General features: G+C 71.2%; 18 protein-coding genes. 9 read left to right on the top strand and 9 right to left on the bottom strand.

Going from position 1 to position 20,241, the window contains the following annotated elements:
• Nucleotide 1: 1 nt before the first annotated feature.
• Nucleotides 2–724, bottom strand: a complete 723-nt coding sequence (locus ACFWDI_RS10525; RefSeq protein ID WP_385302761.1) for a hypothetical protein — start codon at nucleotides 722–724, stop codon at nucleotides 2–4.
• Nucleotides 725–857: 133 nt separating this feature from the next.
• Here ACFWDI_RS10525 and ACFWDI_RS10530 point away from each other — a divergent pair, with 133 nt between their 5' ends.
• A complete protein-coding gene (locus ACFWDI_RS10530) occupies nucleotides 858–1,430 on the top strand; it encodes a hypothetical protein (protein ID WP_385302764.1) in 573 nt (190 codons plus the stop codon).
• Nucleotides 1,431–1,554: 124 nt separating this feature from the next.
• A complete protein-coding gene (locus ACFWDI_RS10535) occupies nucleotides 1,555–2,598 on the top strand; it encodes a rod shape-determining protein (protein WP_362676219.1) in 1,044 nt (347 codons plus the stop codon).
• 198 nt (nucleotides 2,599–2,796) lie between these two features.
• Here ACFWDI_RS10535 and ACFWDI_RS10540 read toward each other — a convergent pair whose 3' ends face one another.
• Entirely contained in the window at nucleotides 2,797–3,222 is a 426-nt protein-coding gene (locus ACFWDI_RS10540; protein WP_327323380.1) for an Lrp/AsnC family transcriptional regulator, read from the bottom strand.
• 79 nt (nucleotides 3,223–3,301) lie between these two features.
• Here ACFWDI_RS10540 and ACFWDI_RS10545 point away from each other — a divergent pair, with 79 nt between their 5' ends.
• The 4 genes from ACFWDI_RS10545 to ACFWDI_RS10560 all read left to right on the top strand — a co-directional run bounded on the left by ACFWDI_RS10545 (nucleotide 3,302) and on the right by ACFWDI_RS10560 (nucleotide 7,493).
• Nucleotides 3,302–3,916 carry a LysE family transporter gene (locus ACFWDI_RS10545; protein ID WP_385302896.1) on the top strand — a complete coding sequence of 205 codons (615 nt, stop codon included), beginning with the start codon at nucleotides 3,302–3,304 and terminating at the stop codon, nucleotides 3,914–3,916.
• A 166-nt stretch (nucleotides 3,917–4,082) separates the two neighbouring features.
• Nucleotides 4,083–5,492: an acyl-CoA synthetase gene (locus ACFWDI_RS10550; RefSeq protein ID WP_385302768.1), complete on the top strand. Its 1,410-nt coding sequence runs from the start codon at nucleotides 4,083–4,085 to the stop codon at nucleotides 5,490–5,492.
• Nucleotides 5,485–7,098, top strand: coding sequence for a carboxyl transferase domain-containing protein (locus tag ACFWDI_RS10555; protein WP_385302770.1), 1,614 nt, complete (start codon nucleotides 5,485–5,487; stop codon nucleotides 7,096–7,098). The genes ACFWDI_RS10550 and ACFWDI_RS10555 overlap by 8 nt, the downstream gene beginning before the upstream one ends.
• 164 nt (nucleotides 7,099–7,262) lie before the next feature.
• The gene (locus tag ACFWDI_RS10560) at nucleotides 7,263–7,493 is read left to right on the top strand and encodes a hypothetical protein (protein WP_385302771.1); all 231 of its coding nucleotides are present in this window, start codon (nucleotides 7,263–7,265) and stop codon (nucleotides 7,491–7,493) included.
• A gap of 6 nt (nucleotides 7,494–7,499) precedes the next feature.
• Here the strand turns inward: ACFWDI_RS10560 and ACFWDI_RS10565 are convergent, their stop codons facing one another.
• A complete protein-coding gene (locus tag ACFWDI_RS10565) occupies nucleotides 7,500–8,753 on the bottom strand; it encodes an MFS transporter (RefSeq protein ID WP_385302773.1) in 1,254 nt (417 codons plus the stop codon).
• A 351-nt stretch (nucleotides 8,754–9,104) separates the two neighbouring features.
• Here ACFWDI_RS10565 and ACFWDI_RS10570 point away from each other — a divergent pair, with 351 nt between their 5' ends.
• Nucleotides 9,105–9,314: a hypothetical protein gene (locus ACFWDI_RS10570; protein WP_385302774.1), complete on the top strand. Its 210-nt coding sequence runs from the start codon at nucleotides 9,105–9,107 to the stop codon at nucleotides 9,312–9,314.
• A 121-nt stretch (nucleotides 9,315–9,435) separates the two neighbouring features.
• Nucleotides 9,436–10,224, top strand: coding sequence for a VOC family protein (locus ACFWDI_RS10575; RefSeq protein WP_385302775.1), 789 nt, complete (start codon nucleotides 9,436–9,438; stop codon nucleotides 10,222–10,224).
• Nucleotides 10,225–10,283: 59 nt separating this feature from the next.
• Here ACFWDI_RS10575 and ACFWDI_RS10580 read toward each other — a convergent pair whose 3' ends face one another.
• The 4 genes from ACFWDI_RS10580 to ACFWDI_RS10595 form a co-directional block, all read right to left on the bottom strand.
• Nucleotides 10,284–12,302, bottom strand: a complete 2,019-nt coding sequence (locus ACFWDI_RS10580) for an RICIN domain-containing protein (protein ID WP_385302777.1) — start codon at nucleotides 12,300–12,302, stop codon at nucleotides 10,284–10,286.
• A 546-nt stretch (nucleotides 12,303–12,848) separates the two neighbouring features.
• Entirely contained in the window at nucleotides 12,849–14,777 is a 1,929-nt protein-coding gene (locus ACFWDI_RS10585; RefSeq protein ID WP_385302778.1) for an ABC transporter permease, read from the bottom strand.
• A 127-nt stretch (nucleotides 14,778–14,904) separates the two neighbouring features.
• A complete protein-coding gene (modA, locus tag ACFWDI_RS10590) occupies nucleotides 14,905–15,711 on the bottom strand; it encodes a molybdate ABC transporter substrate-binding protein (protein ID WP_385302779.1) in 807 nt (268 codons plus the stop codon).
• Between the two features lie 83 nt (nucleotides 15,712–15,794).
• The gene (locus tag ACFWDI_RS10595) at nucleotides 15,795–16,190 is read right to left on the bottom strand and encodes a helix-turn-helix transcriptional regulator (RefSeq protein WP_326655177.1); all 396 of its coding nucleotides are present in this window, start codon (nucleotides 16,188–16,190) and stop codon (nucleotides 15,795–15,797) included.
• Between the two features lie 135 nt (nucleotides 16,191–16,325).
• Between ACFWDI_RS10595 and ACFWDI_RS10600 the strand changes: the two genes are divergently transcribed.
• The gene (locus ACFWDI_RS10600; RefSeq protein ID WP_385302781.1) at nucleotides 16,326–16,745 is read left to right on the top strand and encodes a molybdopterin-binding protein; all 420 of its coding nucleotides are present in this window, start codon (nucleotides 16,326–16,328) and stop codon (nucleotides 16,743–16,745) included.
• A gap of 1,540 nt (nucleotides 16,746–18,285) precedes the next feature.
• Here ACFWDI_RS10600 and ACFWDI_RS10605 read toward each other — a convergent pair.
• Entirely contained in the window at nucleotides 18,286–18,411 is a 126-nt protein-coding gene (locus tag ACFWDI_RS10605) for a methyltransferase (protein ID WP_385302783.1), read from the bottom strand.
• A gap of 153 nt (nucleotides 18,412–18,564) precedes the next feature.
• Entirely contained in the window at nucleotides 18,565–19,206 is a 642-nt protein-coding gene (locus ACFWDI_RS10610; protein WP_385302785.1) for a peptidoglycan-binding protein, read from the bottom strand.
• Between the last annotated feature and the right edge of the window lie 1,035 nt (nucleotides 19,207–20,241).

Consider the following 20,241-nt stretch of genomic DNA (forward strand, 5'->3'; position numbering starts at 1 on the left):
CTTACAGGCACCACCAGAGGAAGCGGTCGCAGGTCTGCGTCGGCGTCGGGTCCGGCGGCGGGTCGCCCTGAGGGGGCTGTGTGGATTCGCCGGCCGAGGGCGAGGCGCTCGGCTGCCCGGAGGACGAGGGCTGCGCACTGCTGGAGGGCTGATCGGCGGAGGACGAGGGCGACGCCTGGCCGTCCGCCCGGCTGCTCGCGGCCGGCTTTCCGCCACCGCCGCTGCCATCGCCGCTGCCCGTACCCGTGCCGGACCCTGTTCCCGTGGGACGTACCGCAGTGGACGTGGCCACGGCCGGTTCCGTCACCGGATCCGGACCCTCGGGGGTCACATCGGCATCCGTGGGCTCCGGCGCGGGCTCCGTCTCGGCGCTCGTGTCTTCCTTCACGGCGGTGGCGGCACCGTCGTCGCCCGGGTCCTCGATGGCCAGCTCCGCCAGACTCAGCGCACCTGCCGCCAGCACCAGGCCGACCGTACCGAGCAGCACCTTGCGGCCACGCCGCTTGCGCGCTCGGCGTGCGCCTGCGGCTTTGCGGCGCGGTGGAGCCTGCCGGCGCGCACGCCGATGACCCACGGGCTCGGACACCTCGTCCAGTTCGTAGACGTGGTTCTCCGCCGCGGGCACGCTGGGGTGGTGACGCCTGAGCTCCTCGACGGGCGTACCGCATCCGGCGCAGGCCAGGGCCCCGTTGAGGTGCCGTCGACACTGGTTGCAGTAATCCATGGCGCCCGCAGATTATGCGGCGCGGCGGCACCAGAGGTGGATGGCCATGTGAGGATCCTGTGTGGAATCCCCACTTCCGCGGCGCGGCAACTCGGCTGGTGACGACTGTGGCCCGCGTTGCCGACGGGGCAGGATGTCGGGCATGACCACTGCCGCACCATTCGGGCCGCGCGACTTCCAGCTCGTACTGTTCCGCCGAATGGCCGACCACCAACCGGGGCTCGTCGAGGACGCCCGCCGCGAACTGGGCGCCTCGCTCGCCGAAATGCGTGAAGCCAACCGCCGCTGGCAGGCGATGGTCCGCTCCCCGAGAAAGCGCGGCGCGCTCGCGCGCTACCGCTCGGTGCTCGGTGCGCCGGAACGGATCGTACGGCGGCGGATCGGCGACCTGGAGTGCGACGCGCTGCTGTGGCCCGTACCGCTCTGGCCCGATCTGCGCTTCGAGGTGCTGGCCACGGACGACGGAGCGGTGTGGAACGAGTGGCTGGTACGCGCGCCGGGGGTGGCGGCGCCCGAGCTGCGTACGGCGGAGGATCTGAGGCCCTGGTCGTGCACGGTGGACGAGGTGGCCAGAGCCTTCCCCCCGGCGAGGCCGATGGAGGGGTCGGCACCGACCAGATCCCGGCTGGCGTTCACCCTGCCCGGCGGCGAGGCATGCGTAGCGGAGTTCACCTGGGGTTTGTTGCAGCGGCTGACGGTGGGCTGAGGCCGATCGGCTGAACGGATCTGGCGGGGCGTCAGTTCCGTACCCCCGACCGGCTCACCCAGCGCGCGCACCGCTCGCGGCGATCGCACGATGCGAACAAGTACCGCACTCGGGAGGATCCGCTGTGACCGTCAGCCTTGAACAGTTGCGCCGTTGCCATGTCGCCGTCGACCTGGGGGCAGCGAGGACTCGGGTGTTCGTGAAGGGGGCCGGGCTCGTCGTCGACGAGCCGAGCGTCGCCGCCGTGAACACCCGCACCGGAGCGCTGATCGCCGTCGGCGCACTCGCCGAAAAGATGACGGGCCGTACGCCCGACTACATCCGCGTCGCCCGCCCTGTCTCCGGCGGCACCGTCGTCGACATCGACATGGCCCAGCGGATGCTCCGTCATCTCCTCGGGGAGAAGCTCAGCCGCCAGCTGCGCCGCAAGCCGCGGCTGCGCGCCGCCGCCTGCACCCCGCACGACAGCGACCCGCTCGCGCAGCGCGCCGCCGTCGAGACCCTGGTGGGCCTCGGCGCCCGCCACGTCGAGCTGGTCGACACCCTGATCGCCGCGGCCGTCGGCTGCGGGCTGCCCGTGGAGGAGCCCACCGCGACCATGATCATGGTGTGCGGGGCGGCGACCACGCAGGTCGCGGTGCTCTCGCTGGGCGCGATCGTGACCGCCGAGCGGATCCCGGTGGGCGGCAACGCCATCGACCACGCGGTGATCCAGCATCTGCGCCACCAGCACGAACTGATGCTGCCCAGCCAGTCGGTCCGGCCCCTCCAACTGGCCCTGCACGGCAACGGCCTGAACACCCACGGGCCCGCGTCGACGGAGATCCACGGCCGGGACGTGGCCACTGGCCTCGCCCGCTCGGTGAAGGTCGACACCGCCGCCGTACGGGACGCCATCCACACTCCGCTCACCTCTGTACTCGACGGCATCGGCAAGGTGCTGCGCGACTGCCCGCCGGACCTGGTCGCCGATCTCGCCGACCGCGGAATCATGATGGTCGGCGGCAGCGCGCTGCTGCCGGGCCTGGACCAGATGCTGCGCGATGCGACCGGGATGCCGGTGGGCATCGCCGAACGGCCCGACATCTGCGCCGTCCTCGGCCTCGGCGCGATGATGGAGGGCAAGATCCGGCCGACGGTCCTCGATCCGCTGGGCGAAGCCGGCTGACGGCGGGCGTGAGGGGTGGCTCGAGCGGTGATGTGAGCGGTGGCCCGATCGGTGACGTGAGCGCCGGCGTGCTCGGTAGCTCGAGCGGTGGCTCGAGCGGTACGGAACCTGCGCCCGGCTGTACGGAACCGGCGCCCGGCTGTACGGCGTGCTCGGGGTCACCGACCCCGAGCGCGGCCGGATCAGCGGGCTGCCGCGCTAGCGGGCGGACCTCAGCGCGATCCGGGTACTGGACTGGGCGACGCCCGCCTCGCGCTTGAGCCGGCGCAGCAGGCCGTCCAGGGCGGGCGGATCGGCGGCTCGGGCTCGCAGGAGATAGTCGTGCTCGCCCGTCACATGGACGACTTCGGTGATGCCCGGAAGCTTGAGCACGGCCTTCTCGAAGTCCTCGTTGGTGGTGTCGAGGCGGAGCGTGACATCGATGAAGACGACCAGGCCCGCGCGGGTGTCGGCGGCCGGGTCGACCAGCGTCGTGAAGCCCCGGATCACGCCCTCGCGGCGCATGCGACGCACCCGGTCGGCGGCGGCGTTGGCGCTCAGCCCGACCCGTACCCCCAGATCACGGTAGGAGATCCGCGCATCCTCCTGCAGGATGCCGAGGATTTCGCTGTCCAGTCGGTCCATACCGCGATTGTCGCAGTACGGACCGGAATTCGGCCGCGCGGACCACAGGCAGGGCGTGAGGGTGTGCGGCGTGAGCGAGATGTGGACGACGGCGATGGCGGGCGCGGCAGCCGGCCTGGGGGTGGCGATGCCCGTGGGGGCGATGGGCGTGCTGCTCATCCAGGAGGGCATGCGCGACCGCCGGGGTGCGGTGGCCGCGGCCGCCGCGGTGGCGGTCGTCGACTTCGCCTACGCAGCCGTGGCGACCGCGCTCGGCCCGCTGGTCGCCTCCGCGCTCTCCGGCGTGGAGGCCTGGGTCAGGCTGGTGTCGGCCGCGGTGCTGGCGGTGATCGCGGTGCGGGGGCTGCTCGCCGCACGGGCCACCGGGCCCGCCGCGCCGGGAGAGAGCACGGGCGGCGCCGGGCCGGTGCGTACGTTCACCCGGTTCGCCGCGCTCACTTTGATCAACCCCACCACCGCGTTGTACTTCGCCGCCCTGACCACCGCTCACGGCGCGGATCTCAGCAGCGGCGGGGCCGGTCTGGTCTTCGTGGGCGGGGTGTTCGTCGCCTCGATGGTGTGGCAGCAGCTACTGGTGGCGGCGAGCGGCCTCGCGGGCGCGCGGATCTCGGACACGACCCGCGCCTGGACCTTCCGGATCGGATACGGCCTCGTCGCGGTGTACGCGGTCAAGGTGGCGCTGCCTCTGCCGTAAACCGGTCGTTCACCGGGCTGACGAGCCCGGTACGCAGCGCCAACACCGCTACCCCCTCATCTTGTTACTTCCAAGTAGCGGGGAGAATGATGCGGTCCGGGAGCGCGGACGACCAGTCCCGTGAAACGACCCATGGCGACAGATGGCGACAGATGGAGGACGACGAGTGAGTGACCTCTTCCCGGCGCTGGCGGCCGGTACGGACCGGCGCGCCCTCCGTTTCGGCGAACGTGCGCTGACGTACGGCGAGCTGGCCGGTGCGGCGGGTTCGCTGGCCGGCCGGATCACCGCCGCGCGGCGGGTCGCCGTCTGGGCCACGCCCACGCTGGAGACGGCGGTGGGTGTGGTGGCCGCGCTGCTGGCCGGTGTGCCGGCCGTGCCGCTGAACCCGAAAACGGGTGAGCGCGAGCTGGCGCATATCGTCGCGGACAGTGCGCCGTCGGTGGTGCTGGCCGGGCCGGACGACGAACTGCCGTCGGCACTCGGCGCGTTGGAGCGGGTCGACATCGCGGTCGCGGGTACCGCCGGCCCGCTGCCCGCGGAGCCGGACCCCGCGGCGCCCGCTCTGATCGTCTACACCTCGGGGACAACGGGGCCGCCCAAGGGCGCCGTACTCCCGCGCCGCGCGATCGCCACGACTCTGGATGCGCTGGAGGACGCCTGGCAGTGGACCGCCGACGACGTCCTTGTGCACGGCCTTCCGCTCTTTCACGTCCACGGTCTGATCCTGGGCATCCTCGGCCCGCTGCGGCGCGGCGGGGAGGTGCGGCACCTGGGGAGGTTCACGGCGGAGGGCGTGGCCCGCGAGCTCGCGAACGGCGGGACGATGCTCTTCGGTGTGCCGACGATGTACCACCGACTGGCCGAAGTGCTCGATACGGACCCCCAGTTGGCGAAGGCGCTGGCGGGTGCGCGGCTGTTGGTGTCGGGTTCTGCGGCGCTGCCTCTGCACGACCACGAGCGGATCGCGGCGGCAACGGGACGGCGGGTGATCGAGCGGTACGGGATGACCGAGACGCTGATGAACACCTCCGTACGCGCCGACGGCGAAGCGCGTCCGGGGACGGTCGGCGTCCCGCTGCACGGCGTCGAGCTGCGGCTGGTCGACGAGAGCGACGGCATCGGCGAGATCCAGGTGCGCGGACCGAACCTCTTCACGGAGTATCTGAACCGGCCCGACGCGACCGAGGCGGCCTTCGACGGCGACTGGTTCCGTACCGGCGACATGGCGAGCCGCGACCCGGACGGCTATGTACGGATCGTCGGCCGCAAGGCCACCGACCTGATCAAGAGCGGCGGCTACAAGATCGGCGCGGGCGAGATCGAGAACGCGCTGCTTGAACATCCGGCGGTACGCGAGGCGGCGGTGACCGGGGAGCCGGACGCGGACCTGGGTGAGCGGATCGTCGCCTGGATCGTGCCGGCGGACCCGTTGGCGCCGCCCACGCCGGAGGAACTGTCCGCACATGTGGCCGCGCAGCTCGCGCCGCACAAACGCCCGCGCGAGGTCCGCTTCCTCGATGCACTGCCCCGCAACGACATGGGCAAGATCATGAAGCGGGCGCTCCATGGGTGAGCGGGTGACGGCCCGCGAGGCGATCGCGCTGGTCTGCGACGACTTCGTGGAGGCCGAGCCGGTCGGCCGGCCTTGCGTGCCGGACGGCCCGATCGCCTGGGAGGGGTACGACGCGGCACGCGCGAGGGCCGCGGAGCGTACGGGCTCGAAGGAGTCCGTCGTGTTCGGCGAGGCCACGCTCGGCGGCCGTCGGTGTGTGGTGGTCTCCTTCGAATTCGGCTTCCTGGGCGGCTCGTTGAGCATTCGCGCCGGGGACCGCCTGGAGGCCGCGTACGGCGCGGCGCGCGAACGGAGGCGACCGCTGATCTCGCTGATCGCGACCGGCGGCAGCCGTATGCAGGAGGGCATGGTCGCCCTCTCCCAACTCCAGCGCGTGGCCCATGCGTCGGTGCTGCTGCGCGACGCGGGTGTCCCACACATCGCGGTCCTCCGCGACCCGACGACGGGCGGCGGCTGGGCCACACTGGGCGCGGGCGCGGACGTGATCCTGGCCCTGCCGGCCGCACAGGTGGGCTTCGCCGGCTCCCGCGTACGCCCTCCGGAGGCGGATCCGGCGGCGTACACGGCGGAGGGCCAACTGGCCTCGGGTCAGATCGACGCGATCGTGCGCGGTGAGGATCTGCGGGAGGTGCTTGCGTACTGGGCGGGAGCGCTGGGCGCGGGGCTCGCGGGAGCGGAGGCCGAGGGCCACGCTGCGGGCGGGCCCGGGGGCCCGGGCGCCGCGCCGGCAGCGGGCACCCCGGGAACGGGCAGCGGCGCCGGGGCGGGGCTCACCGTCGAGGCCGAACACGCCGGTCAAGCCGCGAGCGCCCCCGAGAGCGGGCCCGTCGGCACGCCCGGCAGCACGCCCGGTGCCGCTGGGCCGCAGGCCGCCCCGGCGGTCGCCGACCCGCCCCGTGTCGAGCCCGCTCCACCTCCGTACGCGCTCGGCGGGGCTCCCCTCCCCCTCACCGGATGGGACGCCGTCCAGCAGGCCCGCGCGCCCGGACGGCCCCGTGCCGAGGCGTATCTCGATCAGTACTTCACACACCGCCGCCCCCTCCACGGCGACCGCTGCGGCGGCACCGACCCCGGGCTGCTCTGCGGTGTAGGGCTGCGCGACGGGCGGCCCATCGCGTACGTCGCCCAGTGCGGCACCCCGACCCGGCCCGCCGGGTACCGGACCGCCGCCCGTGTCGTACGGCTCGCCGACCGGGCAGGGATTCCCGTGCTCACGCTCATCGACACCCCGGGCGCTGCCAATGACGCCGAGGCCGAGCGGGCCGGTGCGGGCGCGGCGATTGCCGAGCTGTTCTCGGCCATCGCCGCCGCCCGTACTCCGCTGACCAGCCTTCTCATCGGTGAGGGCGGCTCGGGCGGGGCGCTCGCGCTCGCCGCTCCCGGCAACACCTGGGCCACACCGGACAGCTACTTCTCCGTCATCGCCCCGGAGCTCGCCGCCGCGATCCTCAAGCGCGGGCCCGAGCAAGTGCCCCGGACCGCGGACCAGTTGCGGCTGCGGCCCCAGGACCTGGTGGAGCTGGGCGTCGTACGCGGGATCGTCGCCCCGGACCCCGTCAACCCGAACGCAGCGCCGACGGACGGTCCAGCATCCCCAGCAGGCTGACAAAGCTCATCGACTTCGACCGGTCCCGCGAGGGCTCCAGCGGTCTGTTCCACGCCCGTCTTGAGCGTCCGGCCGGTGTCCCGCCGGCCTACGGCGTCTTCCAGCCGCAGATCTTCGAAGGCCCGTCGGAGGGCGTACGGGAGACCTGGCTGGGCCTGCACCGCGTGCCCGCGCTCACGGCCGGGCCCACGCCGCTGGGCGAGTTCGTCCTCAGCGACGTCGAGGTGAAGGCCGAGGAGATGTGGCGCGGCATCGGCGCACCGGCGTTCACCGGGTACTCCGCCGTCGACCCGCTGCACGAGATCCCGGTCGTCGAGCCGGTCGAGTCCGTGCTCGGCATCAATATGACGCTCACTCCGGCGGGCATGGAGACGGTCCCGGTCAAGCAGGCCTGACGCAGGTCAGGGTGTCGGGTCGCGGGCGTCGTACCGGGCGAAGCCGCGCCAGCGCAGCGCGAGCAGGGAGATCGCCAGCACACAGGCGATCCCGCCGCCCGTCACGGTCACGGCCGGCGAGGTCAGATCGGCGACGCTGCCGGCCAGGAAGTCGCCGAGCCGCGGGCCACCCGCGACGACGACGATGAAGACGCCCTGCAGCCGGCCGCGCATCTCGTCCGGGGCGGCCGTCTGCATCATCGTGTTGCGGAAGACCATCGAGACGGTGTCCGCGAACCCGGCGAGGGCGAGGAAGAACAGTCCGAGCCAGAGGTTGCGGGTGAGCCCGAAGACGGCGATCGCCGTACCCCAGGCGCCGACGGCGAGCAGAATCGCCAGCCCGTGCCGCCGGATCCGCCCCTGCCATCCGGAGAACACCCCACCGAGCAGCGCCCCGAGAGCGGGCGCGGCGGCCAGCAGTCCGGTGGTGCGTGCGTCGCCGCCGTACCAGACCACGGCGACGGCAGGGAAGAGCGCCCGCGGATGGGCCAGGATCATGGCGCAGAAGTCCGAGAAGAACGTCATCCGGAGGTTGGGCCGGGTGGCGAGGAAACGCAGCCCGTCCAGGACGGACGCCTTCTTGGCGCCTGCGAGACGGTCCGGGCGCATCGAGGGCAGTCGCCACATCGCGTACAGGGACGCGGAGAAGGCGACGGCATCGATGAGATACGCGGTCTGATAGCCGGCGAATCCGACGATGAGCCCGCCGAGCATCGGCCCGAGGAGTGTCCCGGAGGTCATGGTCATCGAGGAGAGCGCATTGGCTGCGGGCAGCTGCTCGGGCGGCAGCAGCCGGGGGATCATCGCGCTGCGGGCCGGGGAGTTGACGGCCGCGCACACGGCCTGGAGCGCGACGACGGCGTACAGGAACCAGACGCGGTGGAACTCTGCGAGGGCGGCGGTGGCGAGCCCGGCCGACAGCACGGCGGACCCGCTCGCGGAGACGAGCCCGAGCTTGCGCCGGTCCACGGTGTCGGCGATCGCACCGCCGTAGAGTCCGAACGCCAAGAGCGGCACCAGGGAGCAGAGCCCGACGAGGCCGACGGCGAAGGTGGAGCGGGTGATGTCGTAGACCTGGAGGGATATCGCGAGCGCGGTCATCCCCTGACCGACCCAGGAGATCGTGTTGCCGAACCAGAGCCGCCGGTAGTGGACGGAGCTGCGGAGGGGAGTGAGGTCGGCGAGTATGCGACGGCGCGGAGGTCGGGCGGTCTCCGTCATATGGCGTGGCTGTGGCGGACCCGGCGCGTGTGGAGGGCAGTGCGTCCGGTGAGGCTGGTCGTCGGCATGACGGGCAGTATATGGACGCGCCGGGAGCGGGCCCCTTACCTGTCGGCCCCTCACCTGTCCGGTTGTCCGTCCGGGGAGCGGTGCGGGTGGGGACGGTGGTCCACGTGCGGGCCGCCGCTGTACCGGCGGTGATGCGCAGGGCCGGGCGTACGCTGGTGACACCGAGGACATTTCGTACACCGGCCGTCGTGCCGGCGCGGTTTTCGGCGGTTCACCCACATCGGCGCTTCAACAACGCCCGGCCGGTTCGCGCCGGTCCGGGGCAGGGTGGGAAGTGAGGTCATGGACAACCTCGTCACCGTGCTGGCGATCCTCGCGATGATCATCGCGGCCGCGCTCGCGATCCATCTGGTCAACGGCTATCAGGACGAACGCATCGCGGCACTCCCCTTCGGCGGTCGTACCAGGCCGGCCGTCCGGCGCCATGCTCGCCACGAGCGCCGGCACACCGCACGCGAGTGGCTCCGGCTTCACCGTCACGCGGGGAAGTGACGGCCGCGGCCCATACCCCGGAAGTGCGCCCCTGGCCGGGGAGCCGGCTCGACGCGCGCCGACACTCCTCGGCGAATAGCGTGAAAGAACGGGAAATTTCCTCGAGCTGGAGGCTTGGACCATGGCCGCGCTACCGGAAGGCACGCCCTGTTGGGCCGACGCGATGTTCCCCGACCTGGAAGCCGCGAAGAGCTTCTACAGCGAGCTGATGGGCTGGACCTACGACGAGGGATCGGAAGAGTTCGGCAACTACACGCAGGCGCGCTCGGACGGCAAGCTGGTGGCCGCCGTCGTACCGCAGATGCCCGGCATGGAAAGCCCGGCGGCCTGGAACCTCTACTTCGCCTCTCCGGACGCGGCCGCGACGGCCGCGAAGATCCGTGAGAACGGCGGAACGCTGCTGATGGAGCCCATGCAGGTCGGCGAGTTCGGCACGATGGTGACCGCCCAGGACCCCAGCGGCGTGTCCTTCAGCGTCTGGCAGCCGGGTGCCCACGAGGGCTTCGAGAAGACGGGCGAACCCGGCTCGTTCGCGTGGGCCGAGATCACCACACGGGACGCCGCCAAGGCGGACGCATTCTTCACCGCGGCCTTCCCCTTCGAGGTGCAGAAGATGAAGCACGAGGTCGTCGACTTCCACCTGTGGAACATCGGCGGCCGGCCGGTGGCGGGCCGGATGAAGATGACCGACGACTTCCCGCCCGATGTCCCGCCGCACGTCAATGTGTACTTCGCCGTGGCGGACTGCGACGCCGCGATCGCCACGGTCAACAAGCTCGGCGGGCAGGTGCACTTCGGCCCGATGGACAGCCCCTTCGGCCGCTTCGCGACGGTCGCGGACCAGCAGGGCGCGGTCTTCTCGGTGATCGACCTGCAGACCACGAAGGGCGCGATGCCTGAGATGACTTGACCGCGGGAAGGCACAGGCGGCCCGCGGACAGACGGTCGCCATCCGGCGGCGTGACCGGACTACGCCCGACCGGCCACTGCCCGACCGGTGTCCGCCCGACCGGCCATTGCCTCACTGGCCTCCGCCCGACCGGCCTCCGCCCGACCGGCTTCCGCCCGACCGTGGCGCGGCCGCGCGTGGCCCGGCCGCGCCGTGTCGGCTCTGTCCGGGAGGCGCAGCCCGGCCGGAGTCGGCTCCAGCACCTTGGCGGGGCGCAGCCCAAGAGCCGTTCGCACGGGCCGGTCGTGCCGCTTCTCATCGGCCGAACCATTGCTGACACGCCGGAGGCTGGGCTGGGGCTGCGCGGCGTACGGATCCGACGGCACCGAATCCGGCTCCGTCACGCCCGCGGGCGGGAGGGGCGGCGGGCAGCTCGGGGAGGCGCAGTCCTGGCCGGTCTGCGGTGAGGTGTTGACGTCCTTGGTGAACGGTGAGCCCACATCGGCGCTCGGCCGGACCTTGGGGGTGCCGGCGGCAACGTTGTCAGTTACCCATCGCTGTGCCGCTGATCCGTCACGGACCTTGACCACCACGGTCGTTGCCGGATCCGGCGAGATCGGGACGAGTGCCAGTCCGTCGTTCCACCGGGGGATCACATTGCCCTGGATGGTCAGGTCGTAGCGTACGTCCGCGGCGTTCGCCGCCGACGCCGCCGTGCAGACGCTCAGCACGGCCACACCATCCATCTCGTGGGAGTTCAGGCACAGGTCCGGGGCGGCGGAACTGCGCAGCAGCCCGTCGTCCTCGTACACCCACGTCTGCGTCACGGTGGTCGAGCACACCGCCATCACCGCCTCGGCACCCGGCGCAGCCCTGCGGTCACGGATGTCAAGACAGAGACCGGCGTCGGCATTGCGCAGTCTGGTGTTCAGCGGGTACGCCGGGAGTCCGGCGGATGTGGTCGAGGGCTGTGGTGAGTGGCCGGACGGCACCTGGGATCCGGCTGCGGGAGGCGCGTCGGTGGTGACCGAGCCGCTCGGGACGGACGGTCCGGCATAGTCGCTGTCGTTCGACCAGAGCGCCGAGACGGCGGTCACGACGAGCGCGCCGGCCACCAGCAGCCCGAGACCGGTGAGGACGACCTTCGGCCGGGCCAGCAGCAGGTGCCGGCCGGGGAAGGTCATACGGGGCAGTGCCCGCGGGCGCCCGGCCTTCGAGTGGCGTCCGGTACTGCGGACCGTGCCTTCTCTGCTCTGCGCCCGGGCGCTGTTGCGGGCCGGTCGCGATTCCAGGTAGCCGCGGGCGGCCTGGCCGAGCAGGCCCTCGGCCAGCAGCACGGCCAGCCGGCCGTCCAGGTGGTTGAGCTGTTCGGCGGCGTAACGGCAGTACTGACACTCTGCCAGATGCTTCTGGATGTCCGGGATCAGAGTGCCGCCGCGGCGCAGTGACACATCGAGGAGACGGCTGTAGTGGCGGCAGTCCTTGTCCGGCGCGAGTTCGACATGAGCCCGCAGACAGCCCGCGCGGAAGAGCTCACGCGCCTGTTCGAGTTGAACCGCCGCACCGCGCGGGTCAATGGCCAACAAACCTGCCGGTACGGATATGCCCTCCGCCTCGACCTCCCCATGCCAGAGCAGGCATTGGAGGGGACCCGGCATTGCGTGGAAAGCGCGGGAGACCAACTCCCGATTCTCCGGCAGAGTGAACATGTCGACTCTGAGGGTGCGACCGCCGTCCGGATACTGGAGTTCGGGCAGTGCGAGGACGTACCGGTCGTTCGCCCACCCCTTGGCTATTTGACGCGCAGTCAACAATAGAAGGGGACGAAGAGCCGCTGTCGACCTTGCCTTCCGGAGATTCTCCAGCACCTTGCTGAACGCCGCCGTGGCCAGCATCGAGGCGGCTTTCGCCGACGGGGTGCAGATCGAGGCGTAGTCGAACACCGATTGCCAGTGCCTCGCCAGCAGCACTGCTACGGGCCGCGCCTCGTCCTTCCCGCCGCTGGTCCGCAGCGCGGCCGCGAGCCCTTCGTCGGAGTCCCCGGAACTGAGGCCGGTATGGGAGGGAGGGACGGGACCCGGGGTACGGGGATTCTGCATAGAAGTCTTTCCATCCAGGGCATTGCATGGGGGGTTGCAGGCCGCTCAGTCCCGGTCAACCGCCGGTGCTTTCAGGGCAGTTGAAAGGGCACAACTGATTGGTACATACCTTCCGGAGGGGCCACGCCGATGTTTTCGCAGTGACTTACCGCCGGGTAATTAGAACGGTTGAGCAGAATCGTCATGTTAGGACGTGAGGAAACACACCCTGACACAACCCACCTGCATGGAACAAGAGTTCCGGACAGCATCCATTCCCGGTGCACCAGAACAAGAAAGGACCACACTTCACGGCCGCGCACAGCGCGTGGCCGGGGTGCGCAAGTGCATCCGGTTCCGCGCCCGCCCTTGATCAGAATTGAGCGCTTTTGGCTGCCGAGTGTGGAGTACAGACCGCGACGAGGTACTCCCACCGACGCGGCAACACGGCTCGTTCCAGCTCGTCGGAAACTGCCACAACCGGGGCTGCGGCCGGGGCTCGGGCCGCGGCCGGGGCTGCGGCCGGGGCTCAGGCTGCCACTGCGACGGCGACTGCGACGGCGACCATCACAGCGTCACGGTGACGACCTCCGTCGCCTTGACACTGGTCCATACGGAAGTCCCGTCGGCGAGGCCCAGTTCTGCGGCGGCCTGCGGAGTGATCTCGGCGACGAGGTCCGGTGCCCGATCCGAGGTGATCAGGATGCGCAGCCGGCTGCCGGTGGCGGTGATTTCCCTGACGGTGCCCGGCCAGACGTTACGCGGGCTGCCGCCGGGCCTGTCGCGGTGTACGGACACCGCTTCCGGAGCGATGATCGCGAGGGCCTCGGTGCCCGCGGGCAGCGGATCCGCGACGACGAGCAGCCCGCCGCCCAAGAGCGCGAGACCGTCCGCCGTCGCGATCCCGGGCCAGGCGTTGCGGCCGAGCATCCGGGCGACCCACGGGGAGCGGGGATGCCGGGTGACCTCGGTGGGCGGCGCGTCCTGCAGGGCGCGGCCCTCGTCGAGTACAAGAACCCGGTCGGCCAGCGACACGGCTTCCACGGGGTCGTGGGTGACGATCAGGCAGACGCCGCCGAAGCCGTCGAGGTGGGTGCGCAGGGTGTGGCGCACCTGGGCGCGGGTGGTCTGATCGAGTGCGGCGAGGGGTTCGTCCAGGAGCAGCAGGCGGGGCCTGGCGGCCAAGGCCCGTGCCAGGGCGACGCGTTGGGCCTGGCCGCCGGAGACCTGGGCCGGTTTGCGGTGTGCGAGGTGTCCGACGCCGAGCCGGTCGAGCCACTGCTGGGCGGCGCGGCGGGCCTCGGCGCGCGGGACGCCATGGGCGCGCAGCCCGTACGCGGTGTTGGCGAGGGCTGTCAGGTGCGGGAAGAGCGCGCCGTCCTGCGGGACCCAGGCCACCCCGCGGCGGTGCGGGGGCAGTTCGGTGACGTCGGTGTCACCGAGGCGCAGGGCTGCGTGCGCGCGGGGCGTGAGGCCGAGGAGCGCGCGCAGCAGGGTGGTCTTGCCCGCGCCGTTGGGGCCGACGACGGCGATGGTGGTGCCCGGTTCGGCGTCCAGGGTGAGCCGGTTGAAGCCGGTGACCTCGGCGTGCAGCGACCAATGCTCCTGCGAGGCAGGTGACTTGAGATCTTCGGCGGTCACCGCCGGTGGCGGTTCCGCGTCGTCCGCCGGAGGTGCGGGCTTGCGTGAACGGTCGCTCGGCGTTCCGGTCCAGCGGCCGCGCAGGGCGATGAGCACCATCATGGCGATGGCGAGCAGCAGCAGGGAGACGGAGGTCGCCGCTTCCGGCTGGTCCTGGAGGAGCAAGTACACCTGGAGCGGCAGGGTCTGCGTCGTACCGGGCAGATTGCCGGCGAAGGTGATGGTCGCGCCGAACTCGCCGAGCGCCCGCGCCCAGGTGAGGGCGGCTCCGGCGATGAGCCCGGGGGTCACCATGGGCAGGGTGACGGTGAAGAACACCCGTACCGGCGAGGCTCCGAGGGAGGCCGCGGTCTCCTCGTAGCGCGGCCGCAGCCCTGCCAGTGCGCCTTCGAGGCTGATGACGAGGAACGGCATCGCCACGAACGTCGCGGCGACGACGGCGCCCGAGGTGTGGAAGGGCAGGGTGATGCCGAAGGTGTTTTCCAGCCAGGGGCCGAGCAGGCCACGGCGGCCGAACCCGAGGAGGAGCGCGACGCCTCCGACGGTGGGCGGCAGCACCATGGGCAGAAGCACGAGGGAGCGTACGAGCGCCTTGCCGGGGAATTCGACGCGGGCCAGCAGCCAGGCCAGCGGCACCCCGAGCAGCAGCGAAAGGCCGAGCGCCCAGAAGGAGACGAGCAGCGACAGCCGCAGGGCCTCGGTGACGCCGGGACTGGTCAGATGACTGCCGAGGTCGCCCCATGACGTACGGGCGAGGATGCCGATCAGCGGCAGCAACAGGAACGCGATCGCGAGGAGCGCGGGCACGGCGAGCGCGACAGGGGGGCGGTTGCCGCGGGTGCGGAGGCGTCTCATCGGGTGTTCCTGGGGTATCGGGGGTTCCTGGGGTACCGAGGCGTTCCTGGAGTATCCGGTGTTCCTGGGATCGAGTGACGGTCGTGGGCTGCCCGGTCCCCCGTACCGGGCAGCCCACACACGGCGGTTACGCCTGTTGGAAGCCCGCGTCCTGGAGGATCTTCTGCGCCTCGGGCGTGGAAAGCCACGCCACGAACGCGGCGGCGGCCTCACTGTTCTTGGACGTCTTCAGGGTCGCGGCCGGGTACTGGGCGATGGCGTTCTGCGCGTCGGGGATCTCGACGGCGTCGACCTTGTCGGTGGCCGTGGCGGCGTCCGTCTTGTAGACGAGACCGGCATCCGCCTCACCGAGCTCGACCTTGCTGAGTACGGCGCGGACGTTGGGCTCCTGCGAGACCGGCTTCACGACGATCTTCTGCGCGTCCAGGATCTTCTTGCTGTAGCGGCCGACCGGGACCTCGGGCGCGGCGAGTACGACCTTCAGCTTGGTGTCGGCGAGGTCCTTCAGCTCGTCGACCTTCTTCGGGTTGCCCTCGACGGTGGCGATGACCAGACGGTTCTTGGCGATGACCGTCGGCGTGCCCGTGTCGGACTTCAGACCGTCCATGGTCTTGGTGTCCGCGGTGACCAGCGCGTCGGCGGGGGCGCCCTGCTTGACCTGTGCGGCCAGTTCCTGGGACCCGGCGAAGGAGAACTTCACCTTGGTGCCCGGGTGCGACTTCTCGTACGCGGCGCCGGCCGTCTTGAAGACGTTGGTCAGCGAAGAGGCGGCCAGCACGGTCAGGTCGGCCTGGGGAGCGGAGCTCGCGCTCTTCTTCGAACCGCCCGCGCTGTCCTTCTTGCTGTCGTCGCTGCCGCAGGCGCCGAGCGGCACGAGCAGGGCCGCGGTGAGTACGGCGGCGGCGGTACGGCGCCCGTTGAAGGCGTACGACATGCGGGTCTCCTTGGTGAAGCGGTGGGAACAGGCCGCGTCGGGGACGGGCGACGCCGCTGCAAGGGATGGATACGGAGGGTGGTTCAGGCGCGGTCGATGTGCACGCTGGTCGATTTCACGCGGGCGGTGGCCTGCATGCCGACTTCCAGCCCCAGCTCCTCGACGGCTTCCCGGGTCAGCAGGGAGACCAGTCGGTGCGGGCCGGCCTGGATCTCGACCTGTGCGGCGACATCGCCGAGCTTGACCGCGGTGACGATGCCGGGGAACGCGTTACGGGCCGAGGTGTACGAGGCGTCCTCCTCACCGGTGCCGCTCTGGGCGACCTCGATGGAGAAGGCGGCCAGGTCGCGGCCGTCGATGAGCCGACGGCCGCTTTCGTCGCGGTGGGTCGCGACCCGCCCGGCATCGGCCCAGCGGCGCGCGGTGTCGGGGCTGACGCCCAACAGACGCGCCGCCTGGCCGATTGTGTAGGACTGCATATGCGACACGGTAGGCAGCATCAGCCAGCATTTACAAGCCATTGTGCTCCACTCCGTAGCAAATGCCAGAGGACCTGGAGGAAACCCCAAGCACGGCGCCCGGCCGCTGCCCGGTCCCGTGGCTACGGTGGATTCATGAGCCTGAGCATCCGCAATCAGATCCCCGGCACGGTCGTCTCCGTCACGCCCGGCGAGGTGATGGCGACGGTCAAGGTCCGGCTCGACGGCGGCCAGGAGATCACAGCGGCGATCACGCTGGAGGCCGTAAAGGAGCTGGGCCTCGCCGCGGGCTCCTCCGTACGCACCCTGATCAAGGCCACGGAGGTCGCTCTGGCCACCGGTGCGATCGAGGGCCTGAGCATCCGCAACCGGATCCCCGGCACCATCACCGAGGTCACCACCGGCGGCGCCATGGCAGGCGTCAAGGTGACCGTCGCCGGCGGCGAGCTGACGGCCGCGATCACCAAGGACGCGGTCACCGACCTGGGTCTCGCCGCCGGGTCCTCCGTCATCGCCCTGATCAAGTCGACCGAGATCTCCCTCGCGAGCGTCTGAGGTCGACTCTGCACCGCCGGCTCCGCGGGGACGGCGCAGGCTCCCACCCGGACGCCGGTGATCGCGCTGATGCAGAGCGCCCCGCACCGGCCGAACGGCACGGGCGAACGGCGCCACCGGCAGACCGGCCGCCCCGTCGAGGCGCTGCCGCCCATCGCGGTGACTCGAGCGATGTGCCGGGTCGCGGCGTTCGTCGAGCTGCGGGTCCCAGCGCCTGACGCTCTGTCGGCGCCGCCGGATCGCCGGAGCGCCACCCGGTTCGAGGTGCCCTCAGGGGTGGTGGGCTCACCACAGCCGACGAGCAGGAGGCCGAGTGCATCACAGGGGCGAAGAGAATCACCGCACCGAAGAGGACGTTCAGCGCCAGGAGGTGAACGCCGTTGACTCGGGGTGAGCCGTGGCTGTCGGCTCGGACGCCGAAGCGGGTTGCGCTGGCGTGACCAGCCGCTACCTCCAAGGGAGTTGCGTACCCCACGTTTCAGCCGCTGATTGAACACTGCCTCGCTCCGGCCCGTTGACCTCGGTAACCGGTGCCCCGCCCAGACCGGCGAGTAAGTGAGGTTCGCACATGCCAAGGATCCTTCCGAAATGCACCGAGCGGCGCCTTCCGGCCGCCGGCTGCCGGCCAACCTGGTCGGCCGACCACGGTTCCTTCCAGCGACTCACGCACTGAGCGGTCGAACCCATGGACTATTGCTCCCCCTGCCGCCGCGCCCTCAACGGCGCCGTGACGTGCCCGGAGTGCGGGGCATACGACTCCGACATGGCACCGCCGAGCGATCGGAGCGGCGGTGCTCGGGCAGCCGACCTGGCGGTGCTGGATGCCCTCGTCATCGAGGGACCGGGCACCTTCGAGTCCCCCGACGTTTCCTGGTCCCCCACTCCCTCAGCCGATGCGCCCGCAGCCCGGCGCCGCTGTCCGCCGCGACTGAAGAAGTACGGCGGTCGGACTCTTGCCGCGGCCACCTTGGCCATGCTCGGCGGCCTGGCCGCTGCATCGCTGCTGCCCCAGCAGTCCGCCGGCACCCCACAAGCAGCGCCGAGCCCGGAACAGGCATCCCCCGACGAGCCCCATGTCCCCGTCACCGAATCACCCGGGGCCTCACGTCCACCGGAACGTCCGGCCACGCACCCGGCCAGAGGAAGCGTCCGGGAGCGCAACGGTGGTGCGACTCGGCGCCCTCGGGCGACGGCCACTCAACCACCGGCTTCCCACACTCCCGCAGCCCCCACCAGTCCACCCGTGAAAGCCAGGCCGACGCCCCGCCCCTCCAGTGGCCGCCCCGGCCACTCGGCCTCGCCGACGGCGCCCCCTTCCGCAAGTCCTACCGGCAGTGCCAGCACCTCGCCCACGAGCAGTCCCGCGCCGAGCACCACGGGTGTGCCATTGACCGATGTACATGGGGTACGGACGGAGCCGTTGCTGCCTGACCGACGCCGAAGCCGGGCGGTCGGTGGCACGATCACCGGAAGGTGACCGATGCGATCGCCGAGCCGATCCCCCTGCCCGGCCTGTGGTCCGTAGCGCCCTCGTTCGCCGTCAGAGTCGGCAGCTGATCTCCATGCCGTCCTCGACGGGGAAGGTCACACTCTGATAGCCGTTCGCGGGGGCGCGTACGTAGTCGAGACAGGGCTGCAGACTGCTCGGGTCGACGTCGTCGGCCACGACGAGGGTGCCGGGCTCCCTGCGCGGTTCGAGCAGGCGCAGTTCGGCACCGCCGGCACGCTGTGGGCTTTGACAGCCGAAGTCACGCCGGTGCCGGTGCCGGCACCGGCACCCAACTCCCCACCACCGGCACCGCCTGAGCGACGTCCTTCACTACTTGGTTCGCAACATGAGGGCGAGGCGCGTGTTGTCGCCGTAGACGCCCGTCTCGTCACCGCGGACGCCGTACCACTGCTGGAATCTGGCCACGGCCGCCCGGACCTCCTTGTCATAGCGACCATCGATCGCGCCGCCGTCGTACATGTTCGGGACCTGGAGCAGACGGACCTGCAGCTCGTATACCCCATGGCCGCTGTCGCCCTGGCGCAGCACGCCCGTGCCCGGGATCTCGGGGAGCGTGGGAGCGGGGCTGTCGGGCAGCGGCGGCCGGTCCAGTTGCTCGGAGGGCGCGGACGGGACCGGCGGTGCGGGGTTGTCGCGGACCAGCAGCGAAGAGGCGAGGATCAGTCCGCTCAGGGCGCCCAGTCCGAAAACCCCGGCGACACGAGTGTCCCGCCGGTCGGTGAAGCGCCGCCATCCTCGGCCTCTGTTCCTCGCGTGCGCGCGGACAGGTGGCGGTGGCGGTGGCACCTCCGAGGACGGGGCGAGGAGTTGGTCCGAGGGCGGGGCCGGGCGCCGGGGGGTAGCCGACCGGTTGGTGTACGAGCGCGGGCCGGTCCCGCCGCGCGCGCCCTCCTGCGGGGGAGGGAAGGTCAGCGGCGGTGCGGCGTACGTCGAGCCTGCGCCACGCGCCATCGGCGGCTTTCCCACCGACGGTGGCGTTCCTAATGACGGGGGCGGAACAGGCTCCAGATTCGTGGCGCGCAACCACAGCGGCTCCACCACGACATCCTTCGGAGCGTCGACCGGCCGTTCGCCACCGGTCCGCGGCGGCTCCACCACATACGGCTCGACGGCGTACGGAGGATCCGGATCAAGGCACTCGGGCCCAGGACCCACCGGCTGTGTCCGTCGGGGCGGGGGCGGAGCCGGGGACAAGGACGGGGGCGGATGAGTGAAGCCTGCGTCCCTGGTCGGTTCGCTGGGTTGTTGCCAGGTCGGCGGCGGGGACTCGGGCCGGCCCTCCTGCTCGTCGACCGCGTAGAGGTCGGCGCGTGCGGCGTCCAAGGCGTCCAGCACGGCCTGGAAGGAGTCCCGTATATCTTGCGCGAGATCAGGACCTGGACTGTGAGTTCGCTGAGGTTCGATGTCGTTGAATCCCACCGGCAGTCCTCCTCAACCGACGTCCCTGGAATGTCTCGTCACGGACAGGCCGGCGATGTCTTTCATGGGCGGATACGCATCAAAACGTCGGACGGTGGTCGCAGGGGTGGGTCTGTGATGGAGAGCCGGGCGACACGGGTCGGGCTTCGCTGTTTCGTTGTGAGGCGATACGCAGTCCGTGCGGCCATGTCTCAACCCGGCTTCCGGGATGTGGCCCACATCTCGTCGATTCCTCGAGGTGTTGACGACCTGCTGCAGCCCGACGAGCGCCGACTCGGACGTGGACACACGGTCGTGGGGCCGCCGGAGCGAGGGATGTCCGCGTGGACCGGTAAAAGCGTGTTCTGCAGGGCGAGTTGATCCTTGGGCTCCTTGGGCTTGCCATGAGGAGTGGGCGGTGGGGAGCCGGACACCTGGACACACAGCCCGACGGGCGCAAGAGCTTCGCCCGGCCGACTGTCGCGACTCCTGACCGTCGCGCACAGCAGCTCGGCGGCCGATCGTGTTGGTCCGGGACAACCTCAACACGCCCTGGCCTCCGGCATGCGGGAGTTCATCGCCGGTCGC

Source organism: Streptomyces sp. NPDC060064 (assembly GCF_042736455.1).
Classification (GTDB): domain Bacteria; phylum Actinomycetota; class Actinomycetes; order Streptomycetales; family Streptomycetaceae; genus Streptomyces.